This is a genomic window from Rhodopseudomonas pseudopalustris (assembly GCF_900110435.1).
Classification (GTDB): Bacteria; Pseudomonadota; Alphaproteobacteria; order Rhizobiales; family Xanthobacteraceae; genus Rhodopseudomonas; species Rhodopseudomonas pseudopalustris.
The window spans coordinates 92,418-108,264 of record NZ_FODT01000006.1; the positions used below are offsets into that span (position 1 = coordinate 92,418).

The 15,847-nt window shown below is 65.3% G+C and carries 14 protein-coding genes and 1 pseudogene; 8 read left to right on the forward strand and 7 right to left on the reverse strand.

Features of this window, described 5'->3' with window-relative positions; all coding sequences use genetic code 11:
• Positions 1 to 28: 28 nt before the first annotated feature.
• Positions 29 to 223, reverse strand: a complete 195-nt coding sequence (locus BMY71_RS13340) for a twin transmembrane helix small protein (RefSeq protein ID WP_041805136.1) — start codon at positions 221 to 223, stop codon at positions 29 to 31.
• Between the two features lie 137 nt (positions 224 to 360).
• On the opposite strand from BMY71_RS13340, the gene BMY71_RS13345 reads away from it, so the two are divergent.
• Entirely contained in the window at positions 361 to 1,254 is an 894-nt protein-coding gene (locus BMY71_RS13345) for a YihY/virulence factor BrkB family protein (RefSeq protein WP_092684332.1), read from the forward strand.
• Here the strand turns inward: BMY71_RS13345 and BMY71_RS13350 are convergent.
• Together BMY71_RS13350 and gluQRS are read right to left on the reverse strand one after the other, a co-directional pair.
• A complete protein-coding gene (locus tag BMY71_RS13350) occupies positions 1,181 to 2,392 on the reverse strand; it encodes an ATP-binding protein (protein ID WP_092684334.1) in 1,212 nt (403 codons plus the stop codon). The genes BMY71_RS13345 and BMY71_RS13350 overlap by 74 nt on opposite strands.
• Before the next feature lie 95 nt (positions 2,393 to 2,487).
• On the reverse strand, positions 2,488 to 3,369 hold the full coding sequence (gene gluQRS, locus BMY71_RS13355; RefSeq protein ID WP_092684335.1) for a tRNA glutamyl-Q(34) synthetase GluQRS: 882 nt from the start codon (positions 3,367 to 3,369) through the stop codon (positions 2,488 to 2,490).
• A gap of 123 nt (positions 3,370 to 3,492) precedes the next feature.
• Between gluQRS and BMY71_RS13360 the strand changes: the two genes are divergently transcribed.
• On the forward strand, positions 3,493 to 4,161 hold the full coding sequence (locus tag BMY71_RS13360; RefSeq protein ID WP_175557669.1) for a DNA-3-methyladenine glycosylase family protein: 669 nt from the start codon (positions 3,493 to 3,495) through the stop codon (positions 4,159 to 4,161).
• A 244-nt stretch (positions 4,162 to 4,405) separates the two neighbouring features.
• On the opposite strand, the gene BMY71_RS13365 is transcribed toward BMY71_RS13360, so the two are convergent.
• On the reverse strand, positions 4,406 to 4,996 hold the full coding sequence (locus BMY71_RS13365; protein ID WP_092684338.1) for a cytochrome b: 591 nt from the start codon (positions 4,994 to 4,996) through the stop codon (positions 4,406 to 4,408).
• A 117-nt stretch (positions 4,997 to 5,113) separates the two neighbouring features.
• On the opposite strand from BMY71_RS13365, the gene BMY71_RS13370 reads away from it, so the two are divergent.
• Positions 5,114 to 6,439, forward strand: coding sequence for an MgtC/SapB family protein (locus BMY71_RS13370; protein ID WP_244526048.1), 1,326 nt, complete (start codon positions 5,114 to 5,116; stop codon positions 6,437 to 6,439).
• Positions 6,440 to 6,599: 160 nt separating this feature from the next.
• Here the strand turns inward: BMY71_RS13370 and BMY71_RS13375 are convergent, their stop codons facing one another.
• Entirely contained in the window at positions 6,600 to 6,965 is a 366-nt protein-coding gene (locus tag BMY71_RS13375) for a Spy/CpxP family protein refolding chaperone (protein WP_244526049.1), read from the reverse strand.
• 976 nt (positions 6,966 to 7,941) lie between these two features.
• Between BMY71_RS13375 and BMY71_RS13380 the strand changes: the two genes are divergently transcribed.
• Positions 7,942 to 8,295 (forward strand): PRC-barrel domain-containing protein, encoded by a 354-nt coding sequence (locus BMY71_RS13380; protein ID WP_092684340.1) that lies wholly within the window; start codon positions 7,942 to 7,944, stop codon positions 8,293 to 8,295.
• Positions 8,296 to 8,684: 389 nt separating this feature from the next.
• A complete protein-coding gene (locus BMY71_RS13385) occupies positions 8,685 to 9,992 on the forward strand; it encodes a TadE/TadG family type IV pilus assembly protein (protein ID WP_092684342.1) in 1,308 nt (435 codons plus the stop codon).
• 221 nt (positions 9,993 to 10,213) lie between these two features.
• On the opposite strand, the gene BMY71_RS13390 is transcribed toward BMY71_RS13385, so the two are convergent.
• Positions 10,214 to 10,441, reverse strand: coding sequence for a hypothetical protein (locus BMY71_RS13390; protein WP_041805135.1), 228 nt, complete (start codon positions 10,439 to 10,441; stop codon positions 10,214 to 10,216).
• Between the two features lie 259 nt (positions 10,442 to 10,700).
• Positions 10,701 to 11,810 (reverse strand): annotated as a pseudogene (locus BMY71_RS13395) (alpha-amylase family glycosyl hydrolase); the annotation flags it as partial.
• Here BMY71_RS13395 and BMY71_RS13400 point away from each other — a divergent pair.
• Genes BMY71_RS13400 through BMY71_RS13410 form a run of 3 tightly spaced genes read left to right on the forward strand, consistent with a single transcriptional unit; the run spans position 11,706 to position 15,689 of the window.
• Positions 11,706 to 12,365 carry a (2Fe-2S)-binding protein gene (locus tag BMY71_RS13400; protein ID WP_430715330.1) on the forward strand — a complete coding sequence of 220 codons (660 nt, stop codon included), beginning with the start codon at positions 11,706 to 11,708 and terminating at the stop codon, positions 12,363 to 12,365. The pseudogene BMY71_RS13395 and the gene BMY71_RS13400 sit on opposite strands and share 105 nt — an antisense overlap.
• Before the next feature lie 4 nt (positions 12,366 to 12,369).
• Complete coding sequence (locus BMY71_RS13405) at positions 12,370 to 13,395, forward strand: FAD binding domain-containing protein (RefSeq protein ID WP_092684344.1); 1,026 nt, start codon at positions 12,370 to 12,372, stop codon at positions 13,393 to 13,395.
• A gap of 2 nt (positions 13,396 to 13,397) precedes the next feature.
• Positions 13,398 to 15,689, forward strand: a complete 2,292-nt coding sequence (locus BMY71_RS13410) for a xanthine dehydrogenase family protein molybdopterin-binding subunit (protein WP_092684346.1) — start codon at positions 13,398 to 13,400, stop codon at positions 15,687 to 15,689.
• Positions 15,690 to 15,847: the final 158 nt, after the last annotated feature.

Genomic DNA, 15,847 nt, shown 5'->3' on the forward strand with positions numbered 1-15,847 from the left:
GGCATGGCGGAAAGCAGAACGCCCGTGGCTAGCGGCCCAACGCCCAGACCGCAAGCATGGTCACGATGATCGCGACGAATTGTAAGATCACCCGCCACCGCATCAGATTCTGCGACCGATTGGGCGATCCGCCCCGCATCATGTTGATCAGGCCGAGCAGCAGCACCAGCGCGACGGCACACAGGGCGACCGGGAGGAGGAACGAGCTGAGGAACGTTGCCATTCTGGTCTCATAACACCGGCGAACGAGGCGCGCTATCCCGGGCATAGCCGGCCGCGCAACGAAGTCGGTTTGAGCCGGTTGGTGGCGGATGCTAACATTCCGTCCGACGCCAGCAGCAACCGTCAGTCAGGTGAACAGTGAGGCAGATCCGCTACGTCTATGCGGTCGGAATGGACGCGTTCTATACGTTTCTGGCCGATGACGGGTGGGCGATCGCGAGCCACATTGCGCTGTCCTCGCTGATGGCGCTGTTCCCCTTCCTGATCGTGCTGACGTCGCTGGCGGGGTTTTTCGGCTCCAAGGACCTTGCCGATCAGGCTGCCGAGCTGTTGCTCGACATCTGGCCGGCGCAGGTCGCCAGCACGCTCTCGGGCGAGATTCACGACGTGCTGACCACCACCCGCGGCGGGGCGCTGACGATCGGTCTGGTGCTGGCGCTGTATTTCGCCTCGAACGGCGTCGAGAGCCTGCGGGTGGCCCTGAACCGCGCCTACGCGGTGATCGAGGTGCGGCCGTGGTACCTGCTGCGGCTGGAATCGATCGGTTACACGCTGGTCGCGGCCTTCACTGCGCTGGCGATGGCGTTCCTGATCGTGCTCGGGCCGCTGATCCTCGCCACCGCCCGCCACTATGTGCCGTTACTGGTCGAGGACAATCAGACCCTGCTGACCGTGGCGCGCTACGGCATCACCATCGGCGCGCTGATCCTCGCATTGGGAATCCTGCACGCACGGCTGCCTGCCGGCCACCGGACGCTGAAGCAGATCGCACCCGGCATCGCCTTCACCATCGTGGCGTCGCTGGCCTCCGGCATGGGCTTCGGCTTCTATCTGGCGCGCTTCGCCAATAACTACGTGACGATGTATGCCGGCCTCGCCTCGGTGATCATCGCGCTGGTGTTTCTGTATTTCATCGCCGCGATTTTCGTCTATGGCGGCGAACTCAACGCCGCGATCATCAAGTCGCGGCTGCCGGACGGCGTGACGCTTCAAGCAGCGCAATTGCGAGCGCGCGAGGAGAAACCGGTTTAAGCAGGAAGCCGTCTGCACCCGCCTCGCGCGCCGCCGCCTCGTCGTGATCGCGGCCGGAGACGCCGATGATCGGGACCAGGCCGAACGGCGCATCGAGCGCGCGGATTTGCCGGATCGCCTCGAGCCCGCTGATGCCCGGCAGCACCATGTCCATCAGCACCGCATCGAAACCGCCTTGCGCGAGCCGCTCCGGAGCGGCCTCTCCACTGCCGATGAAGTCGGTGTGGTGGCCGAGTTCGGTCAGAATCGCGTTGAGCACGACGCGGCCGAACGGATTGTCCTCGACGCTGAGCAGGCGGAGCGGCCGGCCGCGGTCCAACGTGTGTGGACCCGGCGTCGCAGGCTGCGGCGGCTTGGCGCGCGTCAGCGTGACAGTCAGCGTGAAGACCGCGCCGCCCTTCGGCCGCTGCGCCACCGCGACATCGCCCTGCATCGCGCGCGCGATTTGCCGCACCGAGGACAGGCCGAGGCCGGCGCCGCCGAATCGCGATGCGATGCTGACATTGGCCTGGGAGAAAGGCCTGAATAGTCGCTTGATTTCCGCGAGCGTGAGGCCGATGCCGCTGTCTGACACTGCGAAACTCACGCGGGCAGCGTCCTTGCCGGCCGGGGCGGACGAGACTTTCAGCGCGACATCGCCGCGCTCGGTGAACTTCACCGCGTTGTCGATCAGGTTTTCCAGCGCCGCGCGCAGACGCACCGCATCGCCGACCACGAAGGCCGGCAGCCGCTGCGAGATCGTCACCGTCGCGTGCAGGCCCTTGGCGGCAGCGCGGCCGGACAGCGAGTCGCCGGCGTTGCGCGCCAGCGCCCGCAGATCGAAGAACTCGTTTCGGACCCCGAGACCGGCCGAGCCGAGCCGCGCCGCATCAACGAAAAGCGTAGCCAATCCAGATAGATGCTCGGCGCCGGCCTTGATGGTGTCGACCCAGCGGCGCTCGCGCTCGCCGAGGTCGGAGGTCGCCAGCAGATCGCTGACGGCGAGGATACCGGTGAGCGGCGTGCGCACTTCATGAGCGAACGCCGCCAGCGCGGTCTCGACCATGCCGGGGGCGTCGGCCTTCTTGCGGGCGCGCTTCACCGGCGTCCGCTTGAGCTGCGTTCGCCCGCTGCGCAGGGCGCGCGACTTCACTGCCATGGTTCCCCCGACCCCAACGCCGGCCACCATGCCATGGCGGGCTTAACAGAGTCACCGGGAAACCAACTCCGCTCGCGCCGGGCATGGGGCAAACTTCAGGCAGGTGTGGCAAGCCCGATCATCTTTCGGACATCCTCCGAACCGACCCCGGCCGCCCGCAACGCGCGCAATCCGGTCGCGCCGGATGACTTCGACAGCTTGCGTCCCTCGCCGTCGCGGAGCAGCGGATGGTGCCGATACACCGGCGCCGGCAGACCAAGCAAAGTCTGCAGCAACCGGTGCACGCTGGTCGACCAGAACAGGTCGGCGCCGCGGACCACTTCGGTGACGCCCTGCAGCGCGTCGTCGATCACCACAGAGAGGTGATAGCTCGTCGGAGTCTCCTTGCGCGCGATCACCACGTCGCCCCACGCTTCCGGCCGCGCCGAAACCATGCCGGTCTCGCTATCAGGACCGTGACCGCGTTCATCCCAGAACAGATCGCCCGCGAGCGCGCGTGCGGCCGTCATGTCGAGCCGCAGCGCATAGGGCGCGCCGGACCCGATCAACCGGTCGCGTTCGTCCGGATCGAGCTGCTTGCCCGCGCCGGGATAAAGCGGCGCGCCGTCGGGATCGTGCGGCCACGGCCCCGCGACCTGCCTGGCCGCAACTTGGCGCGCGATCTCGGCGCGACTTTCGAACGCCGGGTAGATTAGCCCCTGCGCCGCGAGCTGCTCGACCGCCGCGCGATACAGCGCGAAATGATCGGACTGCCGCCGCACCTCCGGCTCCCACCGAATGCCGAGCCAGGCCAGGTCCTGATAGATCGCCTGCTCGTAGTCGGGCCGGCAGCGCGCCCTGTCGATATCCTCGATCCGCAACAGCAGTCGGCCGTCGCTGGCCCGCGCCAGATCGAAATTCAGCAGCGCCGAATAAGCGTGGCCGAGATGCAGATAGCCGTTCGGGCTCGGGGCGAATCGGAAAACGGGTGGCGGCATTGTTCGACTCGATCGTCATTGCAGGGCTTGACCCGGCAATCCATCCATCGCGACAGTGTTACGTCTTGGATGGATGCCCGGGTCAAGCCCGGGCATAATGAACATCAAGGTTGCAGCTTCACGATGACCATCCACCTCGACACCCAGGCCGACCTCGACGCCGCGATCGCCACGCTGGTGAAGCAGGACAAGCGGCTGCGGCCGGTGCTGAAGATCGCCGGGATGCCGGCGCTGCGGCGGCGCGACCCGGGCTTCAAGGGGCTGGCGGCGATCGTCTGCGGCCAGCAATTATCGGTGGCGAGCGCGGCGGCGATCTGGGGTCGGGTCGGCGCGGCGTTCGACCCGTTCGATCATGCGGCGATCAAGCGCGCCCGCACCGACCGGCTCGGCCGGCTCGGGCTGTCGGCGGCGAAGATCAAGACGCTGAAGGCGCTCGCCAGGGAGCTTCACGCCGAGCGGCTCAATCTCGATGTGCTCGCCAATCAGGACGCCGATATCGCCCACGCCACGCTGACCGCGCTGCACGGCATCGGGCCGTGGACCGCGGATATCTATCTGCTGTTCTGCCTCGGCCATGGCGACGCCTGGCCGGCCGGCGATCTCGCGGTGCAGGAGGCGATGCGGATCGGGCTCGGCCTCGAGGCGCGGCCGACCGCCAAGCAGATGGCGCCCCTGGCCGAACCCTGGCGCCCGCTGCGCGGCGCCGCGGCGCATCTGTGGTGGGCTTACTACCACGCCGTGAAGAAACGCGAGGGCGTGATCGCTGGGAAGACGACGAAGCCGGAGGCCTAGTCGATCAGCGCGTCAGCTTGGCGCTTTTCCGGCTCTGATCGAACCCAAACCAAAGCTCTGATACCAACGGCCCTCAATCTCCACCTCCTCAGCGTCACCCTTCCTCCTCAGCGTCACCCTTCGAGGCGCGCGACGCGCGCACCCGGATCACGTCCGTGGCAGGCTCTCAGGATGACGACCGCGAGAGCAGGTCACGGCGCCAGGCCATTGATATTAGACGACGACAACCATCCCGGGTCTGGGATCATCGTCGCTCCGCCTCGGTCTTGGCGCCGACCGGAAGCATCCGGCTCAACACCGAATCCCGCAACACGAACCGATGCAACAAGGCCGCGGCGGTGTGAACGCCGACCAAGCACAACAACAGATTGGCCAGGACTTCGTGGACGTCCTCGAGCGAATGCGCGAGCGCGCGATCCGTCGGCATCAGCGGCGGCAGGGTGAAAAGGCCGAACACCTCGACCGCGCGCCCCTTCGCCGCCATCATCAGCAGGCCTGTTATCGGTATTGCAAAGAGCACGAGGTAGAGAGCCACATGCACCACCTTGGCGCCGAGGCGCAGCAATTGCGGTCCAGGCGTCGGCTGCAGCGCCGGCGCCGCCACGCGCCAGCTCAGCCGGATTGCGGTCAACGCCATCAACACCACGCCAATCGAAGTATGCAGATTGACGAGCTGGGCCTTCTCGGGGCCGCGAGGCATCTCCTCCATGACGAGGCCGGCCCCGAACGCAATGGCGACGGCCAGCAGCGTCAGCCAGTGGATCGACTGCGTGAACGAATCGTAGCGGCTGTCAGCGGGCGGCGAAGCGATCCCGACCGCATTCGTGTAACTCATTGCTGCACACCTCGTTGGAAGGTGCTTGATGATCCCATGACGGCCCTGACCGGACGCTGACACGCGCTGTCGGCGACTCTTGCCATCGAATCGCAGGCCGTTGCGAGATGTCGCTTCTTGTCTGGCTTCGATGTCGATAGTTTCCTCCGGTATCGCAACCATTGCGCCGGGAGAGCTTCCATCATCGATCCCATCATTCTCAATCTGGCTGTCGCCCTCGGGATCGGTCTGTTGATCGGCACGGAGCGGGAGCGTCGCAAAGGCGTTGGGCCGTCACGCTCGCCAGCCGGAATTCGGACGTTTGCCGTTGCTTCGATTGTCGGCGCGATCAGCTTCATCGTCGGCGGCGTCATGCTGTTTGCCATTGCGACCGCGGGTGTCGTGCTTTTGGTGACGGCCGCCTATTGGCGTGTGCACGAGGACGATCCTGGACTGACAACGGAATTCGCCTTGATTGCGACCGTCCTGCTTGGCGGGCTGTCGATGCAGAAGCCGGAACTTGCCGGCGGCATTGCGGTCGTCATGGCGATCTTGCTGACAGCAAAATCATGGCTGCATCGGTTCGTCCGGACCTGGCTCACCGAAGACGAGCTCGAGGATGCCCTGGTTTTTGCCGCAGCTTCGCTTGTTGTCCTGCCGCTTGTGCCGGACCGTGCGATGGGGCCTTACGGTGCGCTCAACCCGCACGCCATCTGGGTCATCGTCGTCCTCGTCATGGCGATCAGCGCTGCCGGCTATCTCGCAGTCCGCCTGCTCGGGTCGCGTTTCGGATTGCCGATAGCAGGCCTGGCATCCGGCTTCATTTCGAGCACGGCGACGATCGGCGCCATGGGAGCGCGGGCCGCCAAGTCCAGAGAGGCTCTCCCGGCCGCTGTTGCAGGCGCGGTGTTGTCGACAATCGCGACGATTGTTCAGATGACTTTGGTTCTGGCCGCGACCAGCATGGCCACGCTGCAATCACTGGCCGCCCCGTTGCTCTGCGCAGGCCTCGCCGCCATCGGCTACGGCAGCGCATTCACGATCCTCGCCTTGCGGCAACAGGTGGACGAAGTCCCCCAACAAGGCCGCGCCTTCAGCATCTCGACCGCGCTGATGTTCGCCTCCATCCTGGCCTGCATCCTGGTCGCCTCCGCAGCGCTTCAGGATATGTTCGGCGAACAAGGCACCTTCGTCGCAGCAGCTCTCGCGGGCTTCGTGGATACGCATTCCGCGGCGATTTCGATCGCCACATTGGTGTCGTCGGGGAAAATCACGCCGGATGATGCGATCCTTCCGATTTTGGCGGGGCTTTCGACCAACACGATCAGCAAGATGATCTTTGCCGCGATCAGCGGCGGGTCGGCATTCGCCATTCGAGTGATCCCGGGACTGATCGTCGTCGCACTGGCGGCATGGGCAGGCACCCACCTCAGCGTCAGCCTGTTGGAGTTTTTCCGGTTCTGAGAGAATCCGAACCGGAGCTCGCCCACCGACTGCTCTGCAGACGCGCTCGTCGATTGCGTAACTGCATCTTTCGCATCGAACGGTCTGGTCCAAATGACGAAGAGCGGACCGCCCGAAGGGAAGCCCGCTCTTGCGAAGTTACTCTCGAGGAGGTCTGCGATTAATCGGAGCGGCGATCACGCGACCGTTGAAACAGCGCCTCTCCGAAACGCCGCTTCTGTTGATCGTCGAGAGACGCGTAGAGCGGCTGGGCCGCATCGGCGAGCCTCTTCAGATCGTTGCCACGTTCGATCCGGTCGTCGCCATCCTTGCGCATCTGCTCGATCAGATCGACGCTGCCCGCCTGGTTGGCGCGTGCATTCCGCCAGGATTGGCGGTTCTCGCCCTGCTTCGTCCAGACGTTGACCAGTTCGGCCTGGACACCCGACCAGTTCTTGTCCTGGTCCGGCGTGAGCCTGAGGTCCGCCTTGAGCTGGGCGACACGGGCGGCCGCCTGGTCGGTGAGCTGGCTCGCGGTCAATTCCACACGGTCGGATCGATCTCGCGCCATTGCGGGCCCGATTGTCACCGACCCGATCAGCACAGCTGCGGTCGCTAGGGATGTGATGGTTGTTCGCATGGTGCAGTCCTTTTTCAGTTGAGTTTGCGCGCGCGGTGAGCCGCCAGTTCTCCGGAAACACTGTCCTCGAGGCCTCCGGGTCAGAGCTTTCCGAGCCCACCGGAGTGTGAAGGGATGAACAATGAGCAGACGAGTCGGTCCGAACGAACGAGGCGCGGAAACGTGACCGTCAACACGGGTCATCATTGGCGACGACGAGATCTGCTCAACGGATCCGAGCGATCTGTGCCAATGACGCTTCTGGAACTCGATGGTTCCCTCCTGACAGAATGAATTGGTGAGCGGTCAATACCAACGCCCCTGCCCCGTGACCTTCTCTCGTGGTCGTCATCCTGAGAGCCTGCCCCGGACTTGATCCGGGGTGCGAGCGCAGCGAGCCTCGAAGGATGCGGGCGACAGACACCGTGGCTCATCCTTCGAGGTCCGGTGTGCCGCGCAAGAGCGCGGCGTACCGGACAATGAGGATGGCGCTGAGGAGCGTCGAGAGTTAGTGCTTTTGGTATCATACCCGCAAGGCTGCGTTTGATACGTCGTTGATCGCGACGATCGGGAATGCAGCCCGCCAGACTCTCGGCAATGCCGAGGCGACAAACGACAAGGCGCGCCGACGTTGCCGCCGACGCGCCCCTCGTAAACTCGCTGGTTCCCAGGCGCCGGGGCGCCCTGGCCGAGCCGACCTATTCAGGCCTGATCAGCGGGCGTCCCCAGCGAGGTGACAGCGTTTCGAGTGAGACACTGGATCACCTCCTTTCTCGGTTTCAGGAAACAAGAGAATAGGAATGATTCTCCAGTTTGAAAAGACCCCGCAACGCTCATTCGCGGATATCGCGCGGAACGGTCACGGCGTCCGTCCGTTGTCTCTGATCATCAGGGAGAAGCAACCATGACCCCGGCAACAAGCGAGACCGTCAGCCTGATCGGCAGCGACAAGGTTCAGGGAACCGCGGTGTACGGCGCCGACGGCGAGAAGATCGGCAACATTGAGCGCGTCATGATCGAAAAGGTCAGTGGCAAAGTGTCCTACGCGGTGCTCAGCTTCGGCGGCTTTCTCGGGATCGGCGACGATCACTATCCGCTGCCCTGGCCGTCGCTGAAGTACAATGTCGACCTCGGCGGTTACCAGACGATGATCACCACCGACCAGCTCGAGCGCGCGCCGAAATATGGCCGCGACGATGAATATGACTGGCGGGGCGCCCGCAAGGTCGACGATTATTACGGCGTCGCGCTGAGCTGACGACGCCGCGGCGGGTTAGGCATCCGAACGGACCTGAAGCTGTCTTTATGCAGCCGCGGGCGGGGATCGTGCAGTTTGCTCCGACCCGCCCGCATCCTCGTACAGCGCCCGATGCGATCAGATAACGTTCGACGCCGGACGGGTTCGCTCGATACTGCCCCTCTGTCGCAGCAGGCACACTCCGAATGTTCGAATTCAATGCTCGAATAATGTACTAATACAACCAAACAATGCACTGATCATCGCCCGAATCGCCGTTCGGGCGGCGACAATGACCGATAACCTCGGGTTTCCACGAATCCCTTTACAATAACTTAGTTCACCTCCCGTCACATTGCCGCAACTACGCATTCACCGCGATCAGTTCGCGGAAGTTGCCGGGGGCGGATATGGGACAACTGCCTGATCTCATCGAGGGACGCGGCTCCCTGGGTCGCTTCGCAAGCGACCGCTCGGGCAATATCGCGGTCATCTTCGCCATCGCCTTGCTGCCGATCCTCGGCTTCATCGGCGCGGCGGTGGACTACACCAATGCGAGCCGCGTCCGCGCCAAGCTGGAATCGGCGCAGGATGCGGCTGTGCTGCTCGCCGTCAGCAATTCGGCGATCAACAAGACCGTGGCGGACGCCCAGGCCGACGCCGTCCAGTTCTTCAACGCCACCCTCGACGGCTATGGCTTGAGCGCGACGATCGATCTCAGCGTCTCCGAAAACGACGGCAAACGCAGCGCCGTCTCGAGCTTCTCCTCCTCGGTCAAGACCCATTTTCTCGACATGATCGGCTACCCGACGCTGGCGATCGGCAACCGATCGACCTCGACCGTGTCCCTGCCTGTCTATGTCGACTTCTATCTGCTGCTCGACAACTCGCCGTCGATGGGGGTCGCCGCGACCACATCCGACATCGCCAAGATGGTCGCCAACACTTCGGACCAGTGCGCCTTCGCCTGTCACGATCTGTCGACCTCCAACAACTACTACAACCTCGCCAAGAAGCTCGGCGTCACGATGCGGATCGACGTCGTCCGGCAGGCGGTGCAGCGGCTCACCACGACCGCGACGGCGATGAGCGCGGTGACAAACCAGTTCCGGATGGGGGTCTACACTTTCGGCAGCTCCTGCACGGCGATCGGGTTGACGACGGTCGCGAACCTGTCGTCCAGCATGTCGAGCGTGCAGACCTCGGTCGGCACGATCGATCTGATGACCATTCCGTATCAGGGCTACAACAACGACCAATGCACCGATTTCGACGGCTCGCTGACGGCGATCAATTCGGCGATCCCGTCGCCGGGCTCGGGGACCTCGACGCAGCCGCAGAAATGGCTGTTCTTCGTCTCCGACGGCGTCGCCGACGCCAACTATCCCTCGACCTGCACCAAGCCCACGGTGAGCGGCGGCCGCTGCCAGGAGCCGCTGACGGTCGCGCAATGCACCGCGATCAAGAGCCGCGGCATCCAGATCGCGGTGCTCTACACCACCTATCTCGCGCTGCCGACCAACTCGTGGTACAATACCTACATCGCGCCGTTCAATCCGGGACCCTACGGCCCGTCGACCAACAGCCAGATCGCCGCCAACATGCAGAGCTGCGCGTCGCCGGGCTTCTATTTCGAAGTCAGTCCGACCCAGGGCATCGCCGAGGCGATGGACGCGCTGTTCAAGAAGGCGGTCGCGAAGGCACGGCTGAGCAGCTGATACCAATCGCCTTGCACCGCGACCTGTCACGGCCGTCCTTCTGAGAGCCTGCCCCGCACTTGATCCGGGGTCCGAGCGCAGCAGCGCGCAGCGTAGGGCGGATTAGCGAAGCGTAATCCGCCGTTGCGCCGAGACAAGCCCTGCGGTTGTTCGGCGGGTTACGCCTTCGGCTAACCCGCCCTACGTGCTACGTGCTACTTCATCCGACAGTTGGACGATCGTCAGCTCAACAACGTCCGCGTCCTGTGTTCGGAATCATAGAGTTCGATCTGGAGCATCGGGTATTTCGCCTTCAACTCGCGCCCCGCCGCTTCGGCAGCATCGACCGTATCGAACTCCGACTTGAAGTGTCCATCCACCACGGTGACGAAACCTTTTGTGGGTGGTCGATCGGCCCGAAAGGTCTTTTTCGGGGGAAGCTCCTCGGGGATTGTCATGGTTTTCTTCATTGGGGGACCTTTCATGAAATCTCACGTTAGCACGTCAGGCGGGTTAGCGCGACGCGCGTAACCCGCCGATAGCCCCCCCCGGCGGATGACCGTGCTTCGCACCTGATCCGCCCGACGTGCTGCGTGCTCCCGAAGCATTCAGCACGCATAAGGTCGGCAAAGGCGCATGACGCCGTGCGCCGGCGCACACTCATCAATTGCGGATCGGATCTTGCGTCGGCACGGTGGGCAGGCTTCGCTGCGACCAACCGGCCCGGCTTCAGACCACCGGCTCCGGCGCGCGGCCGACGATCACGCCCTCATCGCCGCGCAGATCGAGCGTGGCGCCGATGCGTTCGCCGGCGCGGTCCATGAATGTCGAGAGCAGCACCTCGCCGTCGAGGCCGAATGCGTCGGAGCCGACCGACACCGGATCGGCGCCGAGATTGAGCGCCACCAGCACCGACTGCCCCTGATCATGCCGGCGATACAGCAATAGATCGCCTTCCGCGGCGAGCGGCTGGTAATCGCCTTGCGCCAGTTGCGGCAGCCGGCGGCGCAGCCGCAGCAGCGCGCGATACAAATTGAGGATCGACTGCGCGTCGGCGCGCAGATTGGCGACGTTGTCCTGCGTCGCGTCCGGCGCCAGCGGCAGCCACGGCCTGGCGTCGGAGAAACCGGCATTGGCCGAGGCGTCCCACTGCATCGGCGTACGACAGCCGTCGCGGCCGACGCCGATGCCGGGGACGTTCTTCTCGAACGGGTCCCGCACGTCCTGCGGCGCGATCGCCACCTGAGTCATGCCGAGTTCGTCGCCATAATACAGCGTCGGCGTGCCGCGCAGCGTCAGCAGCAGCATCGCCGCGACCCGCGCCTGCGCCTCGCCGACCCGGCTCGCGACCCGCGGCCGGTCGTGATTGCCGAGCACCCAGTTCGGCCACGCGCCCTCCGGCAGCGCGGCCTCGTAGCGCGCGATCAGCGCCGCGATGGCGCGGGCGCGCCATGGCGTCGACAGCAGCGCGAAGTTGAACGGCAACTGCGCGCCTTGCAACCTGCCCTGCGTGTCCGCGCCGTAATACGCGACCAGCCGCTCGATCGGCAGATAGATCTCGCCGATCAACAGGCGCTGGTCGAATTCGTCGAGCACCGCGCGCATCTCGGCGACGATCTCCAGCGTCTCCGGCCGGTCCACGGAGTAGACCGGCAGCAGCGCGGCGTGCGGCGGCATGTCGGGCGAAAACTCCGGATTGGGCGGGTTGTCGCGGAACATCTCGTCCTTGATCAGATGCCAGATCACGTCGACGCGGAAACCGTCGACGCCCTTGCGCAGCCAGAACCGCATCGCGTCGTAGATCGCGGCGCGCACCTGCGGGTTGCGCCAATTCAGGTCGCCCCGATGGCGCCGGTGACGGCGCGCTTGACCATCAACGGCAAGCCACAGACGCTGCAGATCGATGTCCGGACCACCGTGCTGGATGCGCTGCGCGAGCATGTCGGGCTCACCGGAACCAAGAAGGGCTGCGACCATGGCCAGTGCGGGGCGTGCACGGTGATGATCGGCGGCCGGCGCGTGGTGTCGTGCCTGACGCTGGCGCTGTCGGCGCAGGGCCAGGAAATCCTCACCATCGAGGGGCTGTCGCATGGCGACCAGCTGCATCCGATGCAGCAGGCGTTCATCGATCACGACGCGTTCCAGTGCGGCTACTGCACGCCCGGCCAGATCATCTCGGCGGTCGGCTGCGTCCAGGAAGGCCACGCCGGCACCGACGAGGATATCCGCGAATATATGAGCGGCAATCTGTGCCGCTGCGCCGCCTATCCGAACATCGTCGCCGCGATCAAGCAGGCGGCGCCCGAGATGGCGCAAGACATGCCTGCCAAACAAGACTTGCCCGCCAGACAAGATTCGCCTGCCAGACAAGATTCGCCCGCGCAGAAAGGCTGATCCGATGCGACCGTTCTCCTATCAGCGCGTCGCCGATCCCTCGGCCATCGCGAAGCACCTCGCCGACTCCCCGGCCGATCAAACCGAAACGACGCCGCTCAACGACGGCTCGGTGCAGTTCCTGGCGGGCGGCACCACGCTGATCGACCTGATGAAGCTCGATGTGATGCGGCCCGCGACGGTGATCGACATCAACGCGCTGGCGCCGCAATGGGCGAGAATTGCCGCGAGCAGCGACGGGCTCAAGCTCGGCGCGCTGGCGAAGATGTCGGACGTCGCCGTGCATGGCGCGGTGCTGCGCGACTATCCGGTGATCGCCGATACGCTGAAGCTCGCCGCCAGCGCGCAGCTGCGCAACATGGCGACGCTCGGCGGCAATGTCCTGCAGCGGACCCGCTGCAGCTATTTCCGCGACGTCTCCTACGCGGATTGCAACAAGCGCAATCCGGGCTCCGGCTGCGCCGCGATGGACGGCGTCAACCGGCTTCACGCCGTGCTCGGCGCCAGCGATCAGTGCATCGCCACCTATCCGGGCGATTTCGCCCAGGCGCTGATCGCGCTCGAGGCCAGCGTCGACATCGCCGGCCGCGCCGGCGAGCGGACCATCCCGTTCGCCGAACTGCACAAGACGCCGGGGTCGACGCCGCAGATCGAAACGACGCTGGCGGAAGGCGACCTGATCACCGGCTTCAAGATCCCGGGCCGCTGGCCGCGCTCGGTGTATCTGAAGGCGCGCGACCGGCAGTCCTACGAGTTCGCGCTCGCTTCCGCCGCGGTGGCGCTCGATATCGCCGACGGCACCGTCCGCGACGCGCGGATCGCGCTCGGCGGCGTCGCCACCGCGCCGTGGCGCGCCAAGGAGGCCGAGGCGCTGCTGAGGGGACGGCGGTTCGACGAACAACTGGCGCAGCAAGCCGGCGAAGCGGCGCTGAGCGGCGCGCAAGGCCGCGCGCATAACAGCTTCAAAATCGCATTGGGTCAGCGGGTGGTCGCCCGCGCGCTGGTGCAGGCCGCGAAAATGGAGATCTGACAATGTCGACCGCCGCGCCCGATCCGAAGGCCAATATGGGCCAGCCCGCCCCGCGCTACGACGCCGTCGCCAAGGTGACCGGCCGCGCCACCTATGGCGCCGACCAGAAGCTGCCACGCCCGGCCTATGCCTGGCTGGTGACCAGCGCCATCGCCAAGGGCCGCATCAACGGCTTCGATCTCGCCGACGCCAATCATGTGCGCGGCGTGATCGAAATCATCACCCACGAGAACGCCGAGAAGCTGAAGACGGCCAAGCTGTTCTCCGACGGCGGCTACGCCTCGACGACGATCCAGCCGCTGACCTCGCCGACGATTTCGCACGATGGCGAGATCCTCGCGGTGGTGCTCGCCGAAACCCTGGAAGCGGCGCGCGAGGCCGCCTACCGCGTCAAGGTCGATACCACGGCCGAGACTCCGACCGCGAGTTTCGACTCGCCCGGCGCCGCAACCGAGGCCGCCAAGGGCAAGAGCGCGCAATTCACCGAGGACCCGAAGGTCGGCGACTTCGCCAAGGCATTCGAACAAGCCGCGGTGAAGATCAGCGCCGACTACGAGACGCCGACGCAGCACCACAATGCGATCGAGCTGTTCGCCACCAGCTGCGTCTGGAACGGCGACATGCTGACGATCTACGAGCCCTCGCAATTCGTCTATGGCCTGAAGAACGGCGTCGCCGAGCAGCTCGGCATCGAGCCCGACAAGGTGCGGGTGATCAGTCCCTATATCGGCGGCGCGTTCGGCTCCAAGGCCTCGATGAATGCCCGGACGGCGATCATCGCGTCGATCGCCCGACGGCTCGGCCGCGCGGTCAAGCTCGTGGTGCCGCGCGACCAGGGCTTCACCACCGCGACCTATCGCGCCGAAACCCGGCACAGCGTCAGCCTCGCCGCGTCGCAAGACGGCAGGCTGACGGCGCTGCGCCATGAGGGCTGGGAAGTCACCTCGCGGCCGGACAATTATCTGGTCGGCGGCACTACGACGACAACGCGGCTGTATGCCTGCCCGAATATCGAGAGCAAGGTCTCGATCGTCCATGCCGACCGCAACACCCCGGGCTTCATGCGCTCGCCGCCGGAAGTGCCGTATCTGTTCGCGCTGGAAAGCGCGATGGACGAACTCGCGGTGGCGCTGAAGATCGATCCGGTCGAGCTGCGCCGGATCAACGACACCATGGTCGAACCGATCGACGGCAAGAGCTACACGTCGCGCTCGCTGATGGCCTGTTTCGACGAAGCCGCGGCGGCGTTCGGCTGGGCCAAGCGCAATCCGCAGCCGAAATCGATGAGCGATGGCGACTGGCTGATCGGCTATGGCTGCGCGGCGACCTGCTATCCGACGATGATGGCGCCCGCTGCGGCGCGCGTCCGGCTGCATCGCGACGGCGCGGTGCGGGTCGAGATCGCCGGGCACGAAATCGGCACCGGCGCCTACACGGTGATCGCACAGGCCGCCGCGCGTCGGCTCGGCGTGCCGCTCGAGCGGGTGTCGGTCGAGATGGGCGACAGCAATCTGCCGCCGGCTCCAGTGGCGGGCGGCTCGAACTCGACCGCCTCGACCTGTTCGGCGGTGGCGATGGTATGCGACCAGATCCGCGAGCGTCTGCTGAAGGCGACGATGCCGGCGGACTCGCTGGTCGACAAGGCGAAGTCGACCGTCGGCCTCGGCCAGACCCCGACCGAGCAGGCCGCCAAGAGCGACCGGCCGATCGACATCGAGGCCGCGTTCGACCGGCTCGGCGTCAACGTCATCGAGGAGTTCGGCGAGTGGAAGCCGGACGGCGCACCGCTCGACTCGTTCAGGGCGATGTACAAGGGCCAGACCCGGATGGTCGGCGGCGAAAAGGTCAAGGCCGGCATCGCCTATGCCTTCGGCGCGGAGTTCGTCGAGCTACGCGTCAACAAATACACCGGCGAGATCCGGGTGCCGCGAATGGTCGGCGCTTTCGCCGCCGGTCACATCATGAACCCCCGCACCGCCCGCAGCCAGCTTCTGGGCGGGCTGATCTGGGGACTATCGTCGGCGCTGCACGAGGCGACCGAGATCGACGAGCGCACCGCACGCTACGTCAACGACAACCTCGCCGACTATCTGATCCCGGTGAACGCCGATGTGCCGAGCGTCGATGTCATCCTGCTGTCGGAGCAGGACGACAAGATCAATCCGCTGGGCATCAAGGGCGTGGGCGAGCTCGGCAATGTCGGGACCAACGCTGCGGTCTGTAACGCCCTGTATCACGCTACCGGTCAACGTATCCGGAAGCTGCCGGTGCGGCTCGAAAAAATTGAACTTTAGTAAGCGGTCGTTCATTGGCCGCGTACTAAGTCCTCTGCGACGCGTTGTCGCCGGTAAGCCAGTGCCTGAATTAACTTGTCGCAGTGCAAAAATGTGCGAGATTGGGAACCGGGCCGCGGCGCTCGAATTGTCGGTGAACACTGAGATTCACTAGCCCC

Excerpts from the sequence above, each read along its gene's own strand:
- BMY71_RS13340 (WP_041805136.1), bottom strand. The coding sequence starts at position 223 with ATGGCAACGTTCCTCAGCTCGTTCCTCCTCCCGGTCGCCCTGTGTGCC.
- BMY71_RS13350 (WP_092684334.1), bottom strand. The coding sequence starts at position 2,392 with ATGGCAGTGAAGTCGCGCGCCCTGCGCAGCGGGCGAACGCAGCTCAAG.
- gluQRS (WP_092684335.1), bottom strand. The coding sequence starts at position 3,369 with ATGCCGCCACCCGTTTTCCGATTCGCCCCGAGCCCGAACGGCTATCTG.
- BMY71_RS13360 (WP_175557669.1), top strand. The coding sequence starts at position 3,493 with ATGACCATCCACCTCGACACCCAGGCCGACCTCGACGCCGCGATCGCC.
- BMY71_RS13365 (WP_092684338.1), bottom strand. The coding sequence starts at position 4,996 with ATGAGTTACACGAATGCGGTCGGGATCGCTTCGCCGCCCGCTGACAGC.
- BMY71_RS13380 (WP_092684340.1), top strand. The coding sequence starts at position 7,942 with ATGACCCCGGCAACAAGCGAGACCGTCAGCCTGATCGGCAGCGACAAG.
- BMY71_RS13385 (WP_092684342.1), top strand. The coding sequence starts at position 8,685 with ATGGGACAACTGCCTGATCTCATCGAGGGACGCGGCTCCCTGGGTCGC.
- BMY71_RS13390 (WP_041805135.1), bottom strand. The coding sequence starts at position 10,441 with ATGAAGAAAACCATGACAATCCCCGAGGAGCTTCCCCCGAAAAAGACC.
- BMY71_RS13400 (WP_430715330.1), top strand. The coding sequence starts at position 11,706 with ATGCCAGATCACGTCGACGCGGAAACCGTCGACGCCCTTGCGCAGCCA.
- BMY71_RS13405 (WP_092684344.1), top strand. The coding sequence starts at position 12,370 with ATGCGACCGTTCTCCTATCAGCGCGTCGCCGATCCCTCGGCCATCGCG.
- BMY71_RS13410 (WP_092684346.1), top strand. The coding sequence starts at position 13,398 with ATGTCGACCGCCGCGCCCGATCCGAAGGCCAATATGGGCCAGCCCGCC.